Annotated in this window: 23 protein-coding genes; 12 read left to right on the forward strand and 11 right to left on the reverse strand. The window is 33.9% G+C overall.

Annotated elements, in window-relative coordinates; all coding sequences use genetic code 11:
* Positions 1-35: 35 nt before the first annotated feature.
* From P178_RS0117980 to hemN, 6 genes are all read right to left on the reverse strand, one after another.
* Complete coding sequence (locus tag P178_RS0117980) at positions 36-482, reverse strand: nitrous oxide reductase accessory protein NosL (protein ID WP_027067539.1); 447 nt, start codon at positions 480-482, stop codon at positions 36-38.
* 30 nt (positions 483-512) lie between these two features.
* Positions 513-1121 carry a hypothetical protein gene (locus P178_RS0117985; RefSeq protein ID WP_027067540.1) on the reverse strand — a complete coding sequence of 203 codons (609 nt, stop codon included), beginning with the start codon at positions 1119-1121 and terminating at the stop codon, positions 513-515.
* A gap of 117 nt (positions 1122-1238) precedes the next feature.
* Positions 1239-3200, reverse strand: a complete 1962-nt coding sequence (gene nosZ / locus P178_RS0117990) for a Sec-dependent nitrous-oxide reductase (RefSeq protein WP_027067541.1) — start codon at positions 3198-3200, stop codon at positions 1239-1241.
* A 33-nt stretch (positions 3201-3233) separates the two neighbouring features.
* Positions 3234-3743 (reverse strand): c-type cytochrome, encoded by a 510-nt coding sequence (locus tag P178_RS0117995; RefSeq protein WP_027067542.1) that lies wholly within the window; start codon positions 3741-3743, stop codon positions 3234-3236.
* A gap of 270 nt (positions 3744-4013) precedes the next feature.
* Positions 4014-4835: a universal stress protein gene (locus P178_RS0118000; RefSeq protein WP_027067543.1), complete on the reverse strand. Its 822-nt coding sequence runs from the start codon at positions 4833-4835 to the stop codon at positions 4014-4016.
* Between the two features lie 50 nt (positions 4836-4885).
* The gene (gene hemN, locus P178_RS0118005; protein WP_027067544.1) at positions 4886-6247 is read right to left on the reverse strand and encodes an oxygen-independent coproporphyrinogen III oxidase; all 1362 of its coding nucleotides are present in this window, start codon (positions 6245-6247) and stop codon (positions 4886-4888) included.
* 186 nt (positions 6248-6433) lie between these two features.
* On the opposite strand from hemN, the gene P178_RS0118010 reads away from it, so the two are divergent.
* The 7 genes from P178_RS0118010 (at position 6434) to P178_RS0118040 (ending at position 12122) form a co-directional block, all read left to right on the forward strand.
* A complete protein-coding gene (locus P178_RS0118010) occupies positions 6434-6823 on the forward strand; it encodes a DUF983 domain-containing protein (RefSeq protein WP_027067545.1) in 390 nt (129 codons plus the stop codon).
* A 7-nt stretch (positions 6824-6830) separates the two neighbouring features.
* Complete coding sequence (locus tag P178_RS0118015) at positions 6831-7463, forward strand: Crp/Fnr family transcriptional regulator (RefSeq protein ID WP_027067546.1); 633 nt, start codon at positions 6831-6833, stop codon at positions 7461-7463.
* Positions 7464-7532: 69 nt separating this feature from the next.
* On the forward strand, positions 7533-8333 hold the full coding sequence (locus P178_RS0118020) for a sulfite exporter TauE/SafE family protein (RefSeq protein ID WP_027067547.1): 801 nt from the start codon (positions 7533-7535) through the stop codon (positions 8331-8333).
* A gap of 81 nt (positions 8334-8414) precedes the next feature.
* Positions 8415-9830 (forward strand): MBL fold metallo-hydrolase, encoded by a 1416-nt coding sequence (locus tag P178_RS0118025; protein WP_027067548.1) that lies wholly within the window; start codon positions 8415-8417, stop codon positions 9828-9830.
* A 122-nt stretch (positions 9831-9952) separates the two neighbouring features.
* Positions 9953-11362, forward strand: coding sequence for an MBL fold metallo-hydrolase (locus tag P178_RS0118030; protein WP_027067549.1), 1410 nt, complete (start codon positions 9953-9955; stop codon positions 11360-11362).
* A 117-nt stretch (positions 11363-11479) separates the two neighbouring features.
* Complete coding sequence (locus tag P178_RS0118035; RefSeq protein ID WP_027067550.1) at positions 11480-11824, forward strand: rhodanese-like domain-containing protein; 345 nt, start codon at positions 11480-11482, stop codon at positions 11822-11824.
* A gap of 31 nt (positions 11825-11855) precedes the next feature.
* Entirely contained in the window at positions 11856-12122 is a 267-nt protein-coding gene (locus P178_RS0118040) for a cation transporter (protein WP_027067551.1), read from the forward strand.
* 35 nt (positions 12123-12157) lie between these two features.
* On the opposite strand, the gene P178_RS0118045 is transcribed toward P178_RS0118040, so the two are convergent.
* Positions 12158-13033, reverse strand: coding sequence for a sterol desaturase family protein (locus tag P178_RS0118045; protein ID WP_027067552.1), 876 nt, complete (start codon positions 13031-13033; stop codon positions 12158-12160).
* A 237-nt stretch (positions 13034-13270) separates the two neighbouring features.
* Between P178_RS0118045 and P178_RS0118050 the strand changes: the two genes are divergently transcribed.
* Positions 13271-13477, forward strand: coding sequence for a DUF2892 domain-containing protein (locus P178_RS0118050; RefSeq protein WP_027067553.1), 207 nt, complete (start codon positions 13271-13273; stop codon positions 13475-13477).
* Positions 13478-13532: 55 nt separating this feature from the next.
* Here the strand turns inward: P178_RS0118050 and P178_RS0118055 are convergent, their stop codons facing one another.
* On the reverse strand, positions 13533-14870 hold the full coding sequence (locus tag P178_RS0118055; protein WP_027067554.1) for an OprD family outer membrane porin: 1338 nt from the start codon (positions 14868-14870) through the stop codon (positions 13533-13535).
* 5 nt (positions 14871-14875) lie between these two features.
* Complete coding sequence (locus P178_RS0118060) at positions 14876-15913, reverse strand: c-type cytochrome (protein ID WP_027067555.1); 1038 nt, start codon at positions 15911-15913, stop codon at positions 14876-14878.
* 203 nt (positions 15914-16116) lie between these two features.
* Here P178_RS0118060 and P178_RS0118065 point away from each other — a divergent pair, with 203 nt between their 5' ends.
* A complete protein-coding gene (locus P178_RS0118065) occupies positions 16117-16644 on the forward strand; it encodes a DsrE family protein (protein ID WP_036147121.1) in 528 nt (175 codons plus the stop codon).
* Between the two features lie 69 nt (positions 16645-16713).
* On the opposite strand, the gene P178_RS0118070 is transcribed toward P178_RS0118065, so the two are convergent.
* Complete coding sequence (locus P178_RS0118070) at positions 16714-19011, reverse strand: TonB-dependent receptor (protein WP_027067557.1); 2298 nt, start codon at positions 19009-19011, stop codon at positions 16714-16716.
* Positions 19012-19092: 81 nt separating this feature from the next.
* Positions 19093-19470 (reverse strand): hypothetical protein, encoded by a 378-nt coding sequence (locus tag P178_RS22770; protein WP_051638350.1) that lies wholly within the window; start codon positions 19468-19470, stop codon positions 19093-19095.
* Between the two features lie 227 nt (positions 19471-19697).
* Here P178_RS22770 and P178_RS0118080 point away from each other — a divergent pair, with 227 nt between their 5' ends.
* The 3 genes from P178_RS0118080 (at position 19698) to P178_RS0118090 (ending at position 22253) form a co-directional block, all read left to right on the forward strand.
* Positions 19698-20363 (forward strand): peroxiredoxin, encoded by a 666-nt coding sequence (locus tag P178_RS0118080; protein ID WP_027067558.1) that lies wholly within the window; start codon positions 19698-19700, stop codon positions 20361-20363.
* A gap of 67 nt (positions 20364-20430) precedes the next feature.
* Positions 20431-21768, forward strand: coding sequence for an MBL fold metallo-hydrolase (locus P178_RS0118085; protein ID WP_027067559.1), 1338 nt, complete (start codon positions 20431-20433; stop codon positions 21766-21768).
* 5 nt (positions 21769-21773) lie between these two features.
* Positions 21774-22253: a Dps family protein gene (locus P178_RS0118090; protein WP_027067560.1), complete on the forward strand. Its 480-nt coding sequence runs from the start codon at positions 21774-21776 to the stop codon at positions 22251-22253.
* Positions 22254-22356 lie beyond the last annotated feature (103 nt).

Genomic DNA, 22356 nt, shown 5'->3' on the forward strand with positions numbered 1-22356 from the left:
AATAGGTCTGAATTTTTAAAATTGCTCTATTAAGTTTAAAAAGGATTTTCCTTTTTAAACTTTTCATTTAGTTCAGTCCAGGTATATAAAACTCCCGTATTATCTGATTGCGCTTTTTTAGCAGCCTCTTCATTTGAAAAAGCAGATAAAAATGCACCCATAGGACTCGGAATGTTTTCACTAATTAAATATGTTGCCTGTGTAGCGTCAATAAAAACCCCAGGATCTGTATAATTATTTACTCGAAATAATGCGACTGTTTCAGTATCTATTTCGCGTAAATGGTTTAGCATACATTCTGTAGCATCGAAAGAGTAGCTTCTTCCTTTTTTGGTCATAAATTGGGCAGCATGCTGCTTATCTACAATAGTCATAGTACAAAAATGGCAACCTTCAGAACCATAAGTAATTGGTTTAGGTTCACTATTACATGCCGATAATACTAGAACACATATGACCCCTATTATTGCTAGATTCTTCATTATTTAGTTATTTATGGTTTGTTGAGATTACTATGATTTTTTACTTTTCCATCCTAAAAAAAAAGCAACTACGGTAAGCATCATACCTACGAACATGAACCATGCACCTGTTGCCGGCATTGAACTTACATCAAAATTCAATAGTTTTTTATATCCAAAAAGTGGTGGTTTATATGACATTGGTGTTCCGTCTTCGTTTACCACCTTAATAATTGCATGGGGATCTAAATTTGAACCATAGTCTGTTAACCATAGATTAAAATCATACATACCCATAATACCTAAGATAGACATTAGTACAAACCATCCTAAGAAATACCGGTAATCAATTTTTTGAAAGAAGCCTAACATTCCCAGTATCACTCCTAAAAGTACCATACCGATAATCACTGAAGGAAATATATTGAACTCCCACATTTCATCAGCCTTAGGGATAGTCTTCATACCTATGTAATGATTAAGACCGTCAATATTCTGTAAATCAAATTCAGAAACGCCCTGTATGCCAGAAATATGAATATTCATACCCAATGGATCTGGATATTGAGGCGCACCTAACATAATATTCCAAAGTGGAAACGCAAACAATCCCAATAAACATAGAGATCCAATTATCATTATTACACTTGCCTTTTTCATCTTATTGTATCTTAAAAATCATAACTATGAAACAACTTGATACTCAAATAAAAAAGCAGGTCGGTCATGGTACGCGACCTGCTTTTTGTTTGAATAATTTATTTACTTGTTCTTAATTTACTCACCTAAAGACCAAGAAAGGTCAATATTAGATGAAGCAGGAGAAACTCTTACGTAACCTTGCATTTCTTGGTGTAAAGCAGAACAAAAATCTGTACAGTAAAATGGCCATACCCCTTCTTGCTTAGGTTCCCAAACAGATGTTTTTGTTTGACCAGGCATTATTAATAAACCAGAATTCTGTTGACCGATCATCATAAAGCCGTGTGGCACATCAAAATCTTGCTCATGGTTAGTGATATGGAAATATACTTTATCACCAACTTTAATACCTTCTATATTATCTGGAGTAAAGTGACTACGGATCATTGCCATATACACGTGTACTTCATTACCCTCTCTCACTACTCTTGCATCTGAAACATTTTTTGTAGCAAATTGATGTTCGTTTTCTGCTAGTTTATAGATTTTCTGCGATTTAGGCGCTAGTATAGATGCTGGGATAGCAGCTGCATAGTGCGGCTCGCCATGTGTTGGAAAATCATAGATTAACTCCATTTTATCTCCAGAAATATCATACAACTGTGCAGAGTGTTCTAATTCTGGACCAGTTGGCAGGTACCTATCTTTTGTAATCTTGTTCATGGATACCAGGTATTTACCAAAAGGTTTTGCAGAATTTCCTCCAGGAATCATACAGTGACCAACAGAGTAAAAAGTTGGTTTTCTATCAATAACTTCCCATGTACCTACTTTCCATTTTACAACTTCAGAAGAAATAAAGAACGTAGTATACGCATTACCCTTACCATCAAACTCTGTATGTAAAGGACCTAATCCTCCACTTTTGACTTGACCAGCCAATACATCTTCGAATTTTAAAATAGGAATACCATAAGCTTCACCATCATACTTTTTACCGTCAATTGCAGCAATCATTTTATCAAAAGAGAACACTGTAAGGTCTGCAGAAAGCTTACCGTTACCAATAATGTAATCTCCTGTTGGATTTACGTCTACCCCATGCGGAGATTTTGGTGTTGGCATAAAGAATATAGCACCCGGAACTTTTGTAGGATCTATTGTTAGAACCTCTTTCTTCATTGTTGAAGTAGCACTATGAGTCTCATCGCTATACACGTTATGTGTATAATTTGCAGGTACCATTGTACCACCACCATTTTCAATATACTCTTCAATTTTTTTCCAGTTTACCGCTGCAATAAAATCTTTATCGTTTTGAGAAGCGTTAACCTCTAACAATGAATTTGCTTCTTCTGTGTTATACGTTGTAAAGAAAAACCAACCGTGAGATTTACCTCTACCTGGGTGAGATAAATCATAATTAAAACCAGGCATGATCAATTGGAATTTTATATCCATTCTACCAGTTTCAGGTTCTACACTAATAAAAGACAAGGCTCCTTTAAAGTTACCTTTGTAATCTTTTATAGGCATATCTCTTTGTGGAATAGGAACTGAAAAACGTGTTCCTGCCACTACATATTCTGAATTTTCAGTGATGTAAGAAGAACTGTGGTTACCTGCACTATTTGGAACTTCTATAATCTCAGCAGTTTCAAATGTTTTTAGGTCAATTCTAGCTATACGCGGTGTGTTGTTTCCATTTATAAAAAGCCATCTACCATCTAATTCACCATTAGTCTGAGAAATATCCGGGTGGTGAGAATCATCAGTTGGTATAAAACCAAAAGAAGTTTCTAACATAGGTTTTGTTTCTTCTGAATATCCATAACCGTTAGTTGGAAATTGAGAGAAAACTGGAATTTCTTTAAACATACGCCCAGAAGGAAGACCATAAACGGTTACGTTACCGCTATACCCGCCAGACATGAATGCGTAAAACTCATCATGTTCACCAGGGGCTACATATACTTTCTCTGCATTATTTGATGCAAGTGCTCCATTTGAGGATGCCTTACCGTTTTGGTCACCGCAACCTGAAAGAAGCAGAATTGGCCCTAGAGCCGCTGCTAGATAATAGAAGTACTTTTTCATTTTATTTATGTTTGTGGTTATCTTATTTATTTACTACTCTAATGTTCTAAAATATTCAAGTATGCTACGTGCTTGATCTTCGGTCAACCCTTGGTTAGCCATTGGTGCTCCATTAAATTCTGCCATAAGCTCTTTTGCCAAAGGATCTTCTTTAACCATAACTTCTGGGTTAAGGATCATGTTCATAACCCATTCTGGACTACGTCTTTTCAAAACACCTGTTGGAGCCGGACCAATGAATTTTTTATCTATTCTATGGCAAGCCATACACATTTGACTGTAAGTTTCTTCACCTTTCTTTGCCAATGCCGTATCAATATCTGGAGATAAAGTCACAGACGTAATAGGACCTACTCCTTTATTTTCTAGATCTACACGCTCAGAAGGTTTTTCTGTACTAGTTTCAGTAAGAGCCTCTGTTGCTTTTTCTGTAGTTTTGGCACGATCTACACTAAATCCTTCTTTTTTCTTTTCTTCTTTACCGCCGCATGCTACTAGCATGAGTGAAAACACGACCACGATACTTCTTAAAGCTATTTTCATTTTTAATATTTTTATTGGTTTATTAACTGAACAAATGTATGTGTGATAAAAAGGAAAAAACATGATTAAGGTCATATATAAAGACATATTTGTCCTTTAATATGATCTTAATTGAATTATTGGTATTTGTTATCTAAAAAGCTACCTATAACTGGGTAAATAGAATTACGTAATTTTCAAAATTCACATAGTTAATTGATGAATATATTTAACAAATAAACCCAAGGCTTTCACCTTGGGTTTATTCTTATCTATAGTATAGGTTAGTATCTATATTTTAAATGTAATCACTGGTATTCTAGCATGGTTCACCACATCTTCACCAACACTGCCATTGAAGAAGTGTGAAATTCCTTTACGGCCATGCGTAGGTATGGCAATAGCATCTGCAAGTATGGTATTGCCATAATTAATAATGCCTTGCTCTACACTATAGTCATTATAAATTTCTACTTGTTGCGCTGAATTTGCTTTGGACAAAAACTTGTTTATTTTTTGATATGCATCTCTGTTGCTTAAAAAATCATCATTAGGTGTGTTTATATAAACAACCTCCATAGATGCTTTTAGTAATTTTGCAAACTCACTTGCTTTTTGAAAAGCAGGTAAATTATCATCGTTAAAATCACAAGCAAAAACAAAACGTTCAATGTTTAAATTTTCAACCTTACCTTTTATCACCAAAACAGGTACGGTTGCATTTCTAACCACTTTTTCTGCATTAGATCCTATAACCAATTCTTCAAATCCGCTAGCACCATTAGAGCCCATGACAATTAAGTCTGCATCGTGCTCTTTTGCCATTGCATCTAACTCGCTATAAACTTTGTAATGTTTTATTACCGGTGTCACCTTAACACCTTCTAAATATGGTTTCTTTAAGAATTCATTTAAGTTCTTTTCTGCCAATTTTACCATGAAAACTGTTTGCTCTATATAAATACCATCTGTTGACGGAAGTATGGCCTGGTTAAGCTCTAACATGTGAACAACAAAAAGTTCTACATCGTGTTTCTTGGCTAAATCAACAGCTGCTTTTAAAGCATATTCCGATTGTTCTGAAAAATCTGTAAGTACAATAATTTTTTTCATGATTAATTTATTTAGCAATTAGTAAAATAGGGACTTTATCTTTTTTAATATTAAACGGTCATTGAAAACAACTTCGTATTTGGCGATTTATCCTGTAATGGTAAATCGAATGCCATACAAACGTTACGTACAAAAGGTCTGCCTTTTTCTGTAATTCTTAAATTACCCTCGGTAATTACCACAATACCATCTCTTTCCAATTCTTTCAGCCTATCTAGTATACTATCCAATTGCGGTAAATGCAATTTAAATACACTCCATGATGTTTGAAACTGGCACATTAAATTTAAGATATGTCTTCTTATAATTTGATCTTCTTCTGTTAAAATATGACCTCGATAAAGTGGAATAATATCGTTTGCAACTAAATTTTGATACTCTTCTACATTTTTTACATTCTGTGCAAAACCATACCAACTATCACTTATACTAGATGCTCCTAACCCAACCATCAAATGGGTATTAGAACTAGTATATCCCATAAAATTTCTATGTAGGGTTCCATTTTCCATAGCTTTAAACAAACTATCAGATTCTAAAGCAAAATGGTCCATACCAATTTCATGATAACCATACTCTAACAGCAATTCTTTACCAACTTCATACTGAGTTCTCTTTTCTTCACCTGCAGGTAAATCTGCATCATTATACCCTCTTTGACCGTTTCCAGCCAACCACGGCACATGTGCATAGCTATAAAAAGCAATTCTATCTGGCTTTAGTTCTTTTGTTTTTTCTATGGTATTTATAACATGCTCTAATTTTTGATGGGGCAGACCAAATATAATATCATGGCTTATAGAATCATAACCTATTTCCCTAGACCATTCGGTTACATTTTTTACATTTTCAAAAGGTTGAATTCTATTAATTGCCTTTTGAACTGTTTCATTATAATCTTGAACACCAAAGCTTACTCTTCTAAACCCAACGTCATACAATGCCTGTAAATGTTCTTTTGTAGTATTGTTAGGATGACCTTCAAAACTAAATTCAGCATCTTCGGCTTTTGTGGCTATTCTTAAAATTCCTTCAATAAGAAATTTTAAATTCTCTGGAGTAAAAAATGTTGGTGTACCACCACCTAAGTGTAGTTCTTTAATAATCGGTTTTTCATCAAACAAATTTCTATATAACCCCCACTCTTTTAAAACTGATTTTATGTAAGGCAGTTCCAGATCGTGCCTTTTTGTAATACGCTTATGACAACCGCAAAACGTACACATACTTTCACAAAACGGTAAATGTATATATAGACTTATACCTGTAGATGAATTACTAAGGTGAAAGCTTTTCTTAACTGTTTCTTCCCACTTCTTACCTGAGAATGTAGAAATATCCCAAAAAGGAACAGTAGGGTAACTAGTATATCTAGGTCCTGGAACATTATATTTTTGAACAAGCGAACACATAAAAGTCTTATTTAATGACAAACTTACATGTCATAAATAGTTTATAATATGATTTTTATCAGTTCACAGTACAATGTAAAAAAATAACTTACCCCTCTTTTAATAGTTATAGAATGCTTTGTTATGTAACCAATGTTACCGATCAGATAATCCAAATCCAATAATTTTGTTGCTAAATTTTAATGCATGTTACCAAAAGGTTCCAAGTTGTACAGTATCATATTTTTAAGTTGCCCTAGATGCCATAAAGGAAAATTCTTTGAGGCTAATCCTTATAAATTAAGTAATTTTAATAAGGTAAAAGAACGTTGCCCGAAATGCGATTTAAAATATAGTATTGAACCTAGTTTTTATACGGGTTCTATGTATGTATCTTATGCAGTAGGTATTGCCGTAGCGGTAGCTACTTATGTATTAATATTATTATTTGGTTTAAATCTTTCATTGCCTACCTTGTTCATTACTATAGTTGTCGTACTGATCTTGACTATGCCCTGGATAGCAGCAGTGTCAAAATCAATTTGGGCAAATATGTTTTTTAAATATGATAAAGAAATAGCTCAAAAAATTAATTAACCATAGCATGATTCAGAATTTAACGGAAGAATACGGAAATATCTTTGAGCCAGAACTTATTAATGAAATTGTACAAGTAGGTACTTTTAAAGAAGTGCCCGAAGGTTATAAATTAATAGAAATAGGTGACTACTTAAGAGGTATGCCTTTATTGATTTCTGGAGTTATTAAAATTTTACGGGAAGATGAAGATGGTGATGAATTGTTGCTATACTACCTAGAAAAAGGAGATACCTGTTCTATGACCATGGCTTGTTGTATGGGCGATGCCAAAAGTGAAATAAGAGCTGTTGCAGAGACCGATGCAAAACTGATTATGGTTCCTATTCAGAAAATGGAAGAATGGACAGCTAAATATAAATCTTGGCGAAACTTCGTTTTTAACAGTTACCACGTAAGACTAAACGAACTTTTAAGTACACTAGACAGTATTGCCTTCCAAAAAATGGATGAGCGTTTAATTGGCTACTTAAAAGAAAAGGCAAGGGTTACTAAAGATGATATTATTCATAGTACCCATCAAGATATTGCATATGATCTTCATAGTTCTAGGGTTGTCATATCTAGACTTTTAAAGAAATTAGAGGAAATGGGTAAAATTAAACTCCATCGAAATTACCTAGAAATTTTAGATTTATAATCCTTCTGTAACCATTGTTACTGCACAGGTTTTTGCACCGTTCTACTTTTGTGATATCAAATACATCACATGGAAATTTTGCAAATTATTGGTTATATCAGCGCCTTAATAATTGGTATATCATTAGGTCTCATTGGCGGAGGTGGCTCTATTTTAGCAGTACCCGTATTGGCATATCTTTTTTCAATTAACGAAAAAGCTGCAACCGCCTATTCTCTTTTTATTGTGGGTGCAAGTGCTCTTGTCGGGGGTTGGCAACAACATCTTAAAGGGTATGTAGATTGGCGTACCGCCGTTGTATTTGGTATACCAGCAATTATAGGTGTTACGCTTGTTAGACATTATGTAGTGCCAGCTATGCCAGATGTTTTATTTCAAATTGAACACTTTCAATTTACACGTAGAATGGCAATGTTTGGACTATTTGCCATTCTAATGATTCCTGCAGCATATTCAATGCTTAAAAAAGAAAAGACGGTTCTTAAAACGGGGCAAGTAACTTATAATTATCCATTAATTTTATTAGAAGGTCTTTTAGTTGGTAGCATTACCGGCTTAATTGGTGCAGGTGGCGGATTCTTAATTATTCCAGCTTTGGTCATTTTAGCAAATGTTGAAATGAAAATTGCAGTAGGTACGTCTTTGGTCATTATTGCTATTAAATCTTTAATGGGTTTCTTTTTAGGTGATGCAATGACCATGGAAATAGATTGGAAGTTTCTATCGGTTTTCACTTCGCTTTCCTTCATCGGCATTTTCATAGGAAGTTATCTTAGTAACTTCATTGATGGCAAAAAATTAAAGAAGGGTTTCGGTTATTTTATTCTTGTAATGGCAGGCTTTATTTTCTACATGGAATTCTTCAAATAAAATTTTCCTTATGTGACTAATGTCACTGTACAGCTCTTTTACAAATGGTATTTTTATTTCATTAATTAAAAAACCATAAACATGAAAGTAGAACAAATTTATACCGGATGTTTGGCACACGCCGCATATTATATAGAAAGTAACGGCGTTGCCGCCGTATTTGATCCGTTACGTGAAGTACAACCCTACATTGATCGAGCAAAGAAAGATAATGCTAAAATCAAATATGTTTTTGAAACTCATTTTCATGCCGACTTTGTTAGTGGTCATTTAGAATTAAAGAAAAAAGCTAATGCCGAAATTGTATTTGGTCCTGGTGCAAAACCAGCTTATGAGGCAACAATAGCAAAAGACAATCAAATTTTTGAAGTTGGCGATTATAAGGTAAAAGTCATTCACACTCCTGGTCATACCATGGAAAGTACTACCTACCTCTTAATTGATGAGAATGGAAAAGAGCACGGCATTATTACCGGCGATACGTTATTTATTGGTGATGTTGGTAGACCAGATTTAGCACAACATGTGGTGGCAGATTTAACCGAAGAAAAACTAGCTGGTTATTTATACGATTCTCTTCGTAATAGAATTATGCCACTGAGCGATGATTTAATTGTGTACCCTAACCACGGTGCCGGTTCTGCTTGTGGTAAAATGATGAGTAAAGAAACCACAGATACCTTAGGGCATCAAAAGAAAGTAAATTATGCTTTAAGACCAGACATGAGCAAAGAGGAATTTATAAAAGAACTCTTAACCGGACTCACAGCTCCTCCAGGATATTTTCCTAAAAATGTTTTAATGAACATTCAAGGGTATGAAAGTTTAGACAAGATAATGGATCGTGCCACTACCCCATACACTCCAGAGGCTTTTGAGGCTGTTGCCAATGAAACCGGGGCACTAGTATTAGACACTAGAAATGCTGAAGATTTTGCAAAAGGGTTTATTCCTAATAGCATCAATATTGGACTAGAAGGTAGTTTTGCCCAATGGGTAGGTGAAATGATACCAGATATAAAACAAGAGATACTACTAGTTACTTATAAAGATAAAGAAGAGGAAGCTATTACAAGATTGGCACGTGTTGGTTATGATAATACGGTAGGCTTTTTAAAAGGTGGTTTTGATTCTTGGAAAGAAGCTAAAAAGGATTACGAAACAAGTGATAGAATTGAGGGTAAGGAATTGGAAGCATTATACGCTACTAAAAAACCTTTAATCATTGATGTTAGAAAAAAGAGCGAGTTTGATTCTGAACATGTGGTAGGCGCCATCAATGTTCCTTTAAATGAATTCAATCAGCATCTATCTCAATTCCCTAAAAACAAGCCTTTCGTTTTACATTGTGCCGGTGGTTATAGAAGTATGATAGCAGCTTCGATTTTAAAGCAAAGAGGATGGCAAGATTTCACAGATGTTAGAGGTGGATTTGAAGCTATTTCAAAAACAACACTACCTAAAACAGCATACGTTTGCCCATCAACACTATTGTAATTTTTAAAACTTAAGACAGCGCTGATTATTCAGGGCTGTTTTACTTTAATAGCTATGTAACCTAAGTTACTGTGTAGTCCTTTTTACAAATGTAATTTTGTCTCAATAATAAATATGAACTTATGAAAGTAGAACAAATATATACGGGTTGTCTTGCGCAAGGTGCTTATTACATTGAAAGCAATGGAGAAGTCGCCATTATTGATCCTCTACGAGAAGTACAGCCTTACATAAAGAAAGCTGCGGCAGATAATGCTAAAATCAAATATATTTTTGAAACTCATTTTCATGCCGATTTTGTTAGTGGTCATGTAACCTTGGCCAAAGAAACCGGTGCTGATATTATATACGGACCAAAAGCAAATCCGTCTTTCGAGGCTATAATCGCAAAAGATAATCAAGAGTTTAAATTAGGTGATATTACTATTACTGCATTACATACTCCTGGTCATACAATGGAAAGTACCACATATTTACTAAGAGATGCCAATGGTAAAGACTATGCTATATTTAGCGGAGACACTTTATTTTTAGGTGATGTGGGCAGACCTGATCTTGCTCAGAAAATGGGCGAATTAACAGAGCGTGACCTAGCCGGATTCTTATTTGACAGTCTACGTGAAAAAATTATGCCTTTAGCAGATGACGTCATCGTCTATCCCGCTCATGGTGCCGGTTCTGCATGTGGTAAGAATATGATGAAAGAAACAGTAGATACCTTGGGCAACCAAAAGAAAATGAATTACGCTTTACGTTCAGATATGACGAAAGAAGAGTTTATTGATGAAGTGATCGATGGTTTACTACCACCACCTCAATATTTTCCTTTAAACGTAAAATTGAACAAAGAAGGTTATGAAGATATAAAAGAAGTCTTGGAACGTGGTACAAGAGCTCTTTCCCCAAAGGCTTTTGAAGCTGCTGCAAATGAAACAGATGCCATTGTATTAGATGTGCGAAACCAAGATGATTTTGCGGCAGGTCATATACCGCGTTCTATTTTCATAGGTCTTGACGGTAGCTTTGCTCCTTGGGTAGGTGCCTTAATCGCCGATGTTAAACAGCCTATTTTATTGGTTACCCCTGTTGGTATGGAAGAAGAGGCAGTAACTAGACTTTCTAGAGTTGGTTTTGATGGTACTTTAGGGTATTTAGAAGGAGGTTTTGATGCTTGGAAAAAGGCAGCAATGGAATATGATACCGTTAGCCAAGTTGATGCCAACAAGCTTAAAAAAGTTCTTGAAACTGAAAAAGCACCTGTATTTGATGTGCGTAAAGAATCTGAATTTCTATCTGAACATATCTTAGATGCAAAAAATACTCCGTTAGATTTTCTAAATGATCATTTAGCAGAATTTCCAGAAAAGAAACAGTTTTATGTACACTGTGCCGGTGGTTACAGAAGTATGATTGCGGCATCTATTTTAAAAAGTAGAGGTATTCATAATCTAATAGATGTAAAAGGAGGGTTCAAAGCTATACAAGAAGCTGGTATTCCAGTCTCTGAATTTGTTTGCCCTACAACCTTGTAATTCAAATAGACATTTACAAACTCAAAGATTTTTTTATTGGTTGGTTTATTAAGGAAGCGGTCATATACTAAAGACCGTTTCCTTTTAATATTGAATATTAATTATAAACAAAATACTATGTCATTTTTAAGTACACTCTTCGGTAAAAAAAAAGAAACCACAGGTAATATCACTATCCTGATTAAGACCGAATATGCAACACAAATTATCACTAACGATATAAAGCCTTTTGATGTAAGAACAGCTTCTGAATTTAATAGCGGACATATTAAAAAAGCAATAAACGTTGATGTTTTTAACGCTGGTAATTTTAATAAATATTTTGAAAAACTTGATAAAGATAAACCCGTTTATGTCTATTGTAGATCAGGGGCAAGAAGCCAAAAAGCCGCCCGTAAGCTATTAAAATTAGGCTTTTCACAAGTATATGATCTAAAAGGAGGTTATAGTGCTTGGAACTAATCCATTTTAATCTAAATTAAATTAACGTCATATGACATCAGTAATTCCTATTCAAAACCTTAAATGTGGCGGTTGTGCCAAAACTATAATTGCTAAATTGGAAGAGATACCAGCAATAAAAAATGTATCTGTGTCTGTAGAATCGTCATCTGTTCAATTCGACGCTTTAAACCAGCAAGGAATAACAGCAGCAAAAGATAAATTAAAGTCAATTGGATACCCCAGTATTGACCAAGATAACTCAGTATTATCTAAAGCCAAATCTATTGTAAGTTGTGCTTCAGGCAAACTATCTTAATAAGCATAAAATAACCAAAGAAGAGGTTAAATTGTTTACTTCTTCTTTGGCTTAAAACCATGTACCGCTTGCCCTAAAAAGTCTTTTGGCAAATTCTCATCTCCAGGATATCCTAACCTTATATTACCGCTATCTTCTGGTATATAGTCCGTCTTAAAGATATAATCCCATATACTTAAACTAATACCAAAATTGACGCCATACGTTCCCTCTGGTAAATCATAGGCATGATGGTATAAATGCATTACAGGATTATTGAACAGATATTTTAAAGGTCCCCAAGTAATTTTTATGTTAGAATGATTAAAATGACCAATAGCTATAGCAGCAAAATGGACTATATACGCCTGTTCTGGTTCAAAACCACCCAAAATCATTACACCAAAAGTTTTTAAAGGTTTATACAGGATATTCTCCATCCAATGATAACGTAAATGTGCAGCAAAACCCATTTCTTTCACGCTATGGTGTACTTTATGAAAATTCCATAGAAAAGCATATTTATGAAGCAAAGTATGCGTAAACCATTGTACAAAATCCAATACAACAAAAAACAATAATAGCTGGCCCCACATTGGCCAATTGGAAATATCTATAAGCGCCAGACTGTTAGATGCTACACCTATATCCTCAAAAAGTACTTGCAGCAGCTTATAGATGCCGCTAATTGCTATAGCGAACAAAAAGAAATTGAAAAACATATAAAAAGCATCTAACCAAAAGTCTTTTCTAAAAACACCTTGCTCTTTTCTCCAAGGAAAAACTATCTCTAAAAACCATACTACCAACGAGATAAGAATTAAACCCCAAAAATAATTTAAATACCAAGGAACATTGAAAATTATTGATTTCCAAGTCCATGTAAATGTTCCTGAAACTGCATTTAAGAATGCTTCTATGTATGCTTCCATTCAATTAACCATTTTTACAAAAATACTTTTTTTAAAATCGCAACTTAGTAACTTAAGTTACATTAATTCTTCCCATTAACATTGAACTTTACACATGACTATTATCATATTCTATGTAATTGATTACGTATACATTGCATTTATAATGAGCAGTATACAAGCTGCTTAATTGATAAGTCTTTTATAAACGCAAATCATTACAATTTGCAAACAAATCATAATTTAAAAATTAGTATCATGAAAAAAAACATGGGAAGTACAGATCGTTTTATTAGAATATTTATTGCCGTAGCACTTTTAACTACATTTTATACGGATACAGTAACTGGTGTTTTAGGTTATATTATGTTGGCTGTTGCCGCAATCTTAATATTGACAACATTTGTTAGCTTTTGCCCTCTGTATACCTTGTTTGGTGTGAATACATGTAAATTGAAAAAGTAATTATCTTTAAAATGATTCTATAATTTATTTTAATGAAGTTGGTTAGATTTTGCGACTAAAAATTATAGTTAATAATGAAATCCAAATGAAACAAATCAACCTTATTGAAATAGAAATTTGGGTTGTCCTGAATATCCCCATTTCCCATTTTAGAGGTAATCAATAATTCTGGTCGTAGGTTTTTAATTTTCTTTATTTTAAAGAAAATATCCAGGTTGATATGGGTATAATCTGGCATTGCATATTTATTTAAAATAGCATTGGTTACATCTGGTTTCCAATGCTTTCCAATACTCAATATTGAAATTAGGTTTAGATCCTCTTTAAGAATTTTAAACTCTTGTTTATAGTTTAGAACCAGTGTATGATTATCCGCAGAACCTTCGCTGCGTTCTCGCTTTTGAAAACTGAAAAGATCTTCTCTACCCCATTCTCTTGGTGAGATAAATTGACCGTGCGGTAAAATTCTATTATAACTCAAAGAAACTAGTCCTGCTTTACTTTTATACGCGATTTTCATTCCTAAAACATCCGATGATTTCTGATTAAAATAGCGAAGGGAATCTATACCGCTACCACCATCGCCCGCCTTATTTTGATGCAACCACTCCCCTTCCAACATCAACGATTCAGAAATTTTATAACCAGGTTTTATATAGAACGAATTGAATATATTGTCTACATATTGGTTCCATATTCTCACATTAAAATCGTCAGTTACTTCAAAATCGACATTTGCCATTAAGATATAATCAGATAACGTGTTGTCTGCATATTGAGATGCACTACCAAGATTGTTTCTACCTACTGGGTATGTGCCTATACTTTCACCAATACCATAAAATTGACCTGTGGACCTAGGTGCTATTTCATTTAATAATCCAAATTGAATAGTACTTTTACTTGCTTTATAGTTATACCAAAATCCTTGTACCAAAGTGGGTATCATTCTACCATCTTCAGGGTTTATAAGTGGTGTATTTACCTTAATGCGACCTAAAGTAAAAGCTTGATGGTTCAATTTATATTTTGCATACAATTCCCCTAATAAAAAGACCGCATCATTACTAAGGTTAAGCCTATCAAATAATCCTTCTTCATATCTACTTAATCTGCCTGTTGTAGCATCAGGATTTGATAAATCTTGTAATCCTAAATTGGTAGCATTATATAATGCTGCACCTATTTCTAAGTTTTCTAGTAGAGTATACTGGTACTTTAATTTACCTCCTGTCGCTAAAGCATTAAAGTCTTTTAATTCACCTTTATTTGACGTCATCATATAATACGTTCGCCATTGCCCAGATAAAATTCCTTTTTTCTTTACCGCAACAGTATCTTGTGCCATAGAAAAAATAGGTAGCCAAATAAGTAGTACTAATAGTATTCGCATAAAGCCTATTTCGTTTTGGTAATACCGTATTCGTTCTTGTAATACTCCATTATTGGTGGAAAAGGTCCGTATTTGTGTTGTTCTGGAGAAAAATCATCTGCCCAAGGACCATAAGGAGTAGATACCGGTTTCAATTTTTTATTAGGGTAGTCATCTTCCTTATTTGCCTTATGAGGTCTTGAAAAACTATTAATATAACCCGCCACATGATAAGCTTCTTCATCTGTTAATTTGGGATTATCCCATGTTGCCTGCAAATAAGGCATGTTGCTTTTAATAAATTCCGCAGATGTAATCACCCTATTCATACCTGCACCATCATTAAAACTATCTGGACCCCAAAGTGGTGGATAGGTGTAGCTTTTACCATCGACCGCATTAAGAACTCCCGCTCCTTTTTCACCATGACAGATGATACACTCTTTTTGATACACCTGACTTCCCTTTTCTAAATCTACCGCAACAGCAGGTATCTTTATTTTTGGATATCCTTTAAACTCTGCCTTTCTATTTTCTGGTACATCTTCGCTCAACCAATTCATATAGGCCACAATCGCTTTCATTTGACCAGAACCTTCCGGAAGCATTTTGCCGTTCATACTACGCTCCATACACCCATTTATTCGGTCTTCAATAGTACCTTCTCTATTACCTCTGCCACCAAACTGTGGAAATCGTTCTATAATTCCAACCCAAGAGCCAGAGCCTGCCTGTGCTCCTTTTTGTAAATGACAATTAGTACACGCCAAATTATTACCGCTATATCGATCTTCGGCACGCGCTGCATTCGGTCCCATATATTTTGAAGTTTCCGCTATCAAGTAATATCCTTTCTTGACGGTTTCGGACATATTAGGAATTTCAGCAATAGCATCTTTGGGTTTCCATATAGCTGTAGATGTTATTTCGTCTGCTATTATTGGCGAGTAAATTTCAGATTTCGGCTCATACGTAAGTAGCACTACAAATATGGTCAGGACCAATATAAACCCCACTATAAATAAATGATATAGCTTTCTGGCCAATGTTCTTAATTCTTCCATACCTATATAATAAGCTTATAAAATATTTACAACACTAATTTAGTCAACGAATCTAGAACTTCTATTTAATAATTACTGTAACATGAGTTACAGTTGCGTTAAATAACCCTACTTACTTTTATTACTTTAAAAAATAACGGACATTAGTAGCAATCATCGAATACTTTAAACCAAACTACACTAATTTAAAATTCTACAAACTCATGAAAAAAGTACTTTTAATTTTAATAGCAATTATGGCTACACAACTCTCATCTGCACAGGAATGGATTACACCAGTAATTGATGGTTACGGAAAAATAAAGGATTTTAAAGATGTGACTACATTACCAGATCCGGATAAGGAATACAATATCGTTTTTGACCTAAAAGACGAACGTGAAATGGAAGGTTCTAATATTGGATATTTTAAAATTGCACGTATGATAAATATGCTAGGTGTTAATGGCATTTCTGCAGATAAAGTAAATATTGTGGCAGCTGTGCACGGCGGAGCTACATTTACCGCTTTAAACGATGAAAAATATAAAGCCAAATATGATAAAGAAAATCCTAATTCAGAAGTAATTCAACTTTTAAAAGATTACGGTGTAAAACTTATAGTATGCGCCCAAGCTACGGCATCTAGAGGTATTGCGGCAGAAGATTTAAACCCGAATACAGAATTAGGCTTATCTGCTATGATGGTGCTTGCCAATTATCAACTTGATGGTTATATTTTAATGCCATAAAACTAAAATAGTAATTCATTAAATTAAAAAAGGGGACCGAGTATGGTCCCCTTTTTTTAATAACATCTATTAAAACTCATATTGAACAAAAACCGAAAGATTTCTTCCTGGATCATTGATGGGTTCTGTTCCAAATTCAGCCTGATTATTAAATGCAAAATTGAGGTGATTACTATACGTTTTATCAAAAACATTTAATGCAGCAACACCTAAGGTTAGGTTCTTCATTGGTATTACACCTAAACGTAAATCCATTATTTCATACCCTGGTGTAACCTGCTCACCAAAAGAATACGCAATATTATCTTGCTCGGCAGTCAGCCTATATTCTGCATTCACCCAAAACTTTTCTTTTTCAAAGCCCAATTTAAATCTTGTAACTAAAGGTGGTACCAAGGGTAATGACTCATTTAAGTCATTATTCTTAGCATATACATAAGCAAGTTCAGTGGTGAAATTGAAATGATTACAAAAGTCTACACCTGCCATAATTTCAAAACCTGTCTTGTACGCATCATCTAAATTTCTAAAAACTTTTGCATTAGAGGGTTCATTCATTGGCATGAATTTTCTTGTTTGTGTTTCATCTATGATAGCTACTATATAATTTTCGTAAAGGGAGTAATAGAATGAAGTGCTATACCTAAACATATCTAAAGTGTTTTCTGAAATAGGCATTTTTCCTTTAAAACCTACCTCAAACTGATTATTTACTTCTGCCTCTAAATTAGGATTACCAACATATTCATACGAGTCTTGACCCACGCTGAAATGATTAATAAAACGTTCTATCATATTTGCTGATCTAACACCACGACCATACGCCACTTCCATAATAAATTGAGGAGAATACACATATTTAATTGAAGCTGTACCACTAAAATTATGTTCGGTTCTTTTATCAAGATTAGTATATAAAGCAGCAAAATCAGCTTCTGGATCTTTAGATTCAGAAGTAACATTATCATAACGTACACCTGCAGTTAACATGGTTTTTTCTGTTATGGGGTATTTACCTTCTGCAAATAAACCAATATCATTTATATAGGAATCTTGCCATATCTTATCTTCAAATGTCAAGGGTGTTTCTAAAACTCCCATAGTATTGCTTTTTACTAGACGTGTTCTATTGCCATCTCGAGCAATATGCAAAACATCAACACCTGTAAATAGGGCAAGATTGTCTGTTGGTTTTAATTTTAACTCTACTTTACCACCTGCCGTTGTAGCATCAATTGCAGAAATTGCAGATGTCATCATAAAAGTTGGCCTTTTGTAATTGGTCATTACATGATCAACATAACTATAATAGATTTTAGAATCTATTCTTTCTACAAGACCTGGCATACTGCCTAATTTATAATCTAAAGAGAGAATACTACTATTATCCTCTTCGGTATCCATAGGAAGACCAGCATGTAAAACATCGCGCCCGAATGACTGTCGCCAATGTGCTTGTAGTCTTTGATTTTCAGTAAAATTAACACCCGCTTTTATGCCATAATCCAAGCTTCTAAAAGAAGACGGAATTTCTGTACCGTCACCATCTTCATAATTACCAAAATCACGAAAACCAATATTACCTGCTACGTCATATTTCTCAGTTGCCTGTTGCAACCTTGCCATAGATACCATAGAATTACCGTTGCTTTCATAACCACCACTTACACTACCGTGAATACCATAATCTTCTACAGTTGGTTTTTGGGTTACCATATTAACGATACCACCAAAAGTTGCACCATATCTAACAGAGTATGGTCCTTTTATAATTTCAATTTTTTCTATTTCTTCTGGTATCACATGGGTAGTAATGGGATCCATACGATTGGGGCATGCATTCATGGCTTTAGTACCACCATCAAACTGCACATTTAACTGCTCATATTGCGTTGCTCTAAAACTAGGATCAATTGCATAATTCCCTCTTTTAATCAATGAAAAACCATTAACATCATTGAATAAATCAGCCACGTTTCTGGGCTGAACTATTTTTTTGACATAATCATTGGTCTCTAAGGTAAGTACTGGGTCAATTTTCATATTTCCTGTCACTAAAACTCCATTTATGGCAATGGGCGCTTCTTGTAAAGTGATTACAATTGGGGTATTAATGTCAAGTACTTGTTGTTGTATGGTTTTATACCCAACATAAGATATGGTCAATATCACATTTTCTTCAACATTTTTTAAAACAAAATCACCATCAAAATTAGTATATGTTGCTAATCCGTTATTAGTCAAAATGTGAGCACCATCAAGTGGTTGTTGGTCAATTTTAGAGATGATTTTTCCTGATAAATTTTGTGCGTATAATAAGGGTGTCGATAATAATACCGATAGTACCCAAAGATATTTTAGGTTCATTTTAAAAATTTTAATTAATAGAAATACTATCGAACTTCCTCTTAATAAGGAGTTAGATACATTAAATTGAAATGAAAATTTTTAAATTTTGGGAGGATGTTTGATACGTTCAAAGAAATGAAAATCGTAAAGAACACGATACAGTACATTATGCACCACTTTTCTAGGTTGTTGTACAAACTCATATGCAGTCAACGCTCCAATAAACAATACTGTTTCGTTTTTAAGTAAGTCTAAATTAATTGGTGTCTTTTCATCATCGGCTTTCTGAGATAATATTTGAGATAGGGCACATTTACCATCACATTTTAATTCTGGTCGTTCTTTATTCTCACAAAAGCGCTCCACAAAATCAGTTGTAAACAAAGCATAATAGCTCATTACACTAGCAGTCTTAAAACAACTTGCCAATGAAATGAATGTAAACAGTATTGATATAGAAAAGCTTGACAACTTCATGCTGCAAAATTAAGCGCCCTTATTGATTTAAAATGTGACATTAGTCACATAACTAACTTAATCTTGACAGTACTAATTATTATGTACAAAAGCTAAATTACAAGGTTAAGCTTGTTTGTATTTGTAAAAAATTGTTAAAAATTGATATGTGTAACCAAGGTTACATTGTAAACCTGTTTGATAATTTAATTTTATCAAAAAATATAAAACTATAAATAATATTTATTATGAACAACGAAAATAGTATACAGGAACAAGTGATTTCAATGCCTAGAATTGGTGATATAGCACCAGATTTTGAAGCTGTAACAACTAAGGGTAAAATTAAAATGTCTGATTTTGCTAAAGACAAATGGATTGTTATGTTTTCGCATCCCGCAGATTTCACTCCGGTTTGTACAACTGAAATGAGTGGATTTGCAACTCGTAAAAGCGAATTTGACGAACTTAATACCGAGCTTTTAGGCTTAAGTATAGACAGTGTTCACGCACACTTAGGATGGGTACAGAACGTAAGAGAAAATACAGGTGTGTATTTCGACTTTCCGATTATTGCAGATCTTGACATGAAGGTTTCTAAAGCTTACGGAATGTTACAACCCAACGAAAGTGAAACGGCTGCGGTAAGGGCAGTATTTTTTATTGATCCTAAGAAAAAAATTAGATTAGTAATGTACTATCCATTAAATGTAGGCAGAAATATGGATGAAATTTTACGTGCCCTAGATGCATTACAAACTTCTGACAAGCATAAAGTTGCTATGCCATTAGACTGGAAAAGAGGTGATAAAGTTATTGTATCATCTCCAAAAACCTTAGATGAACTAAATGCTCGTTTAGAAGATGATACTTTAGAAAAAGTTGATTGGTACCTTGCCAAAAAATCTTTATAATTATATTGAAATCGGTTTTGAAAACTTTTCAAAACCGATTCTTTGATAATCCTTAAAAACTGATCTTATGATAATCAAACAATTTGAAGATAAACCGTTGGCTCATTATTCATACGCGATTTTAAGTGGTAATGAAATGGCCTTAGTAGATCCATCTAGAGATCCAGAACCATATTATAAATTTGCCGAGGAAAACGATGCTAAAATTGTTGCCATTTTCGAAACGCATCCTCATGCCGATTTCGTTAGTGGACATTTACAAATTCATAAAGAAACTGAAGCCATAATTTATGTGAGTGAGCTAGTAGGCGCCGATTATCCCCATAAAACATTTGACGATGGCACTACTGTTATAATGAATGAGGTAACCTTTACCGCAATTAATACTCCCGGACATTCACCTGACGGAATTACAATCGTAGCAAAAGATAAAAATACCAAACAAGCCATATTTACAGGCGACACTTTGTTCATAGGTGATGTTGGCAGACCCGATTTAAGAGAGAAAGCTGGTAATATGAAAGCGAAACGAGAGCAACTTGCCGAAGCTATGTTTACTACAATGAAGACCAAATTCAATCATTTACCTGATGACACCTTAGTTTATCCGGCACATGGTGCTGGTTCACTTTGCGGCAAAAACATGAGCAATGAATCTTCCAGTACTTTAGGCAATGAACGTCTTGGTAATTGGGCATTTAAAAATTTAACCAAAAAAGAATTTGTTGTCCATATTTTACAAGATCAGCCTTTCATTCCATCTTATTTTGGCTATGATGTAGATATAAATAAAAAAGGTGCATCAAATTTTAAAAAGTTTATTTCTCAAATTCCATTAAAAATAGGCGCTTTTAAAATTGAAAGGGATATTTTGATAATCGATACAAGAGATGAAGAAGAGTTCAAGAAAAATCATTTACCAAATTCCATTAATATTATGGCTCGAAATATTGATGATAAACTAGAAACTTGGCTAGGTTCCATAGTTGAACCTTCAGAGCCTTTTTATATGGTGGTGGAAAGCATAAGCGATAGACAAGACATACTTGAACGAATAGCAAAAATAGGGTATGAACAGCAAATAAAAGCAGTATTGACCTTAAATGACGACTACGAAAAGTCGGATAATTTTGACTTTACAAAGTTTGATCAAAACAAAGAAAATTTCACCATTTTAGACATAAGAAACAAAAGTGAATTTACAGAGAACAAATTTTTTGACAATGCTATTAACGTACCTTTAAACGAATTACGCAATTCAATAGATAAAATACCTACGAACAAGCCAATTGTTATTCATTGTGCTGGAGGTTATAGAAGTGCTGCAGGATATAGCATTGTATCAAAAGAGATTAAGAATACACCAGTATTCGACCTAAGTGAAAAAATTAATAATTACAATTAATAATTATGACAAATACAAATTTATCAAACATCGGATTAGACAAAAACAGCACTAACGATATCGCAACTCATTTAAATGATGTGTTATCTAACTACCAAATGTTTTATATGAATCTAAGAGGTTTTCATTGGAACATTAAAGGAAGAAAATTTTTTGAACTTCATATGAAATTTGAAGAATTGTATAATGATGCTTTGATTAAAGTAGATGAAATTGCAGAACGTGTACTTACTTTAAGCAATACACCTATTCATACTTTTGCCAAGTATATAGAAAGCTCTGAGATTAAGGCTATAGAAAATGTTGTTGACGGCGATAAGGCTGTTGATAATATATTAGAAAGCTTAAGTATCTTATTAAAAAAAGAAAGGGCTACACTTAAAATCGCTGCTGAGGCTGAAGATGAAGGAACAGTATCATTAATGAGCGATTATATTACACAACAAGAAAAATTAGTTTGGATGCTTTCTGCATATAAAGACTAGTACCTAGAATAGCAATATTAAAATCCCTGAAATTTGAAGAGTCAAATTTCAGGGATTTTTATGTTTAGAAAGATTGACCCTAAATTTTAATAAAAAAAGAAGC

It is taken from the genome of Maribacter sp. Hel_I_7 (assembly GCF_000688315.1).
Taxonomy (GTDB): domain Bacteria; phylum Bacteroidota; class Bacteroidia; order Flavobacteriales; family Flavobacteriaceae; genus Maribacter; species Maribacter stanieri.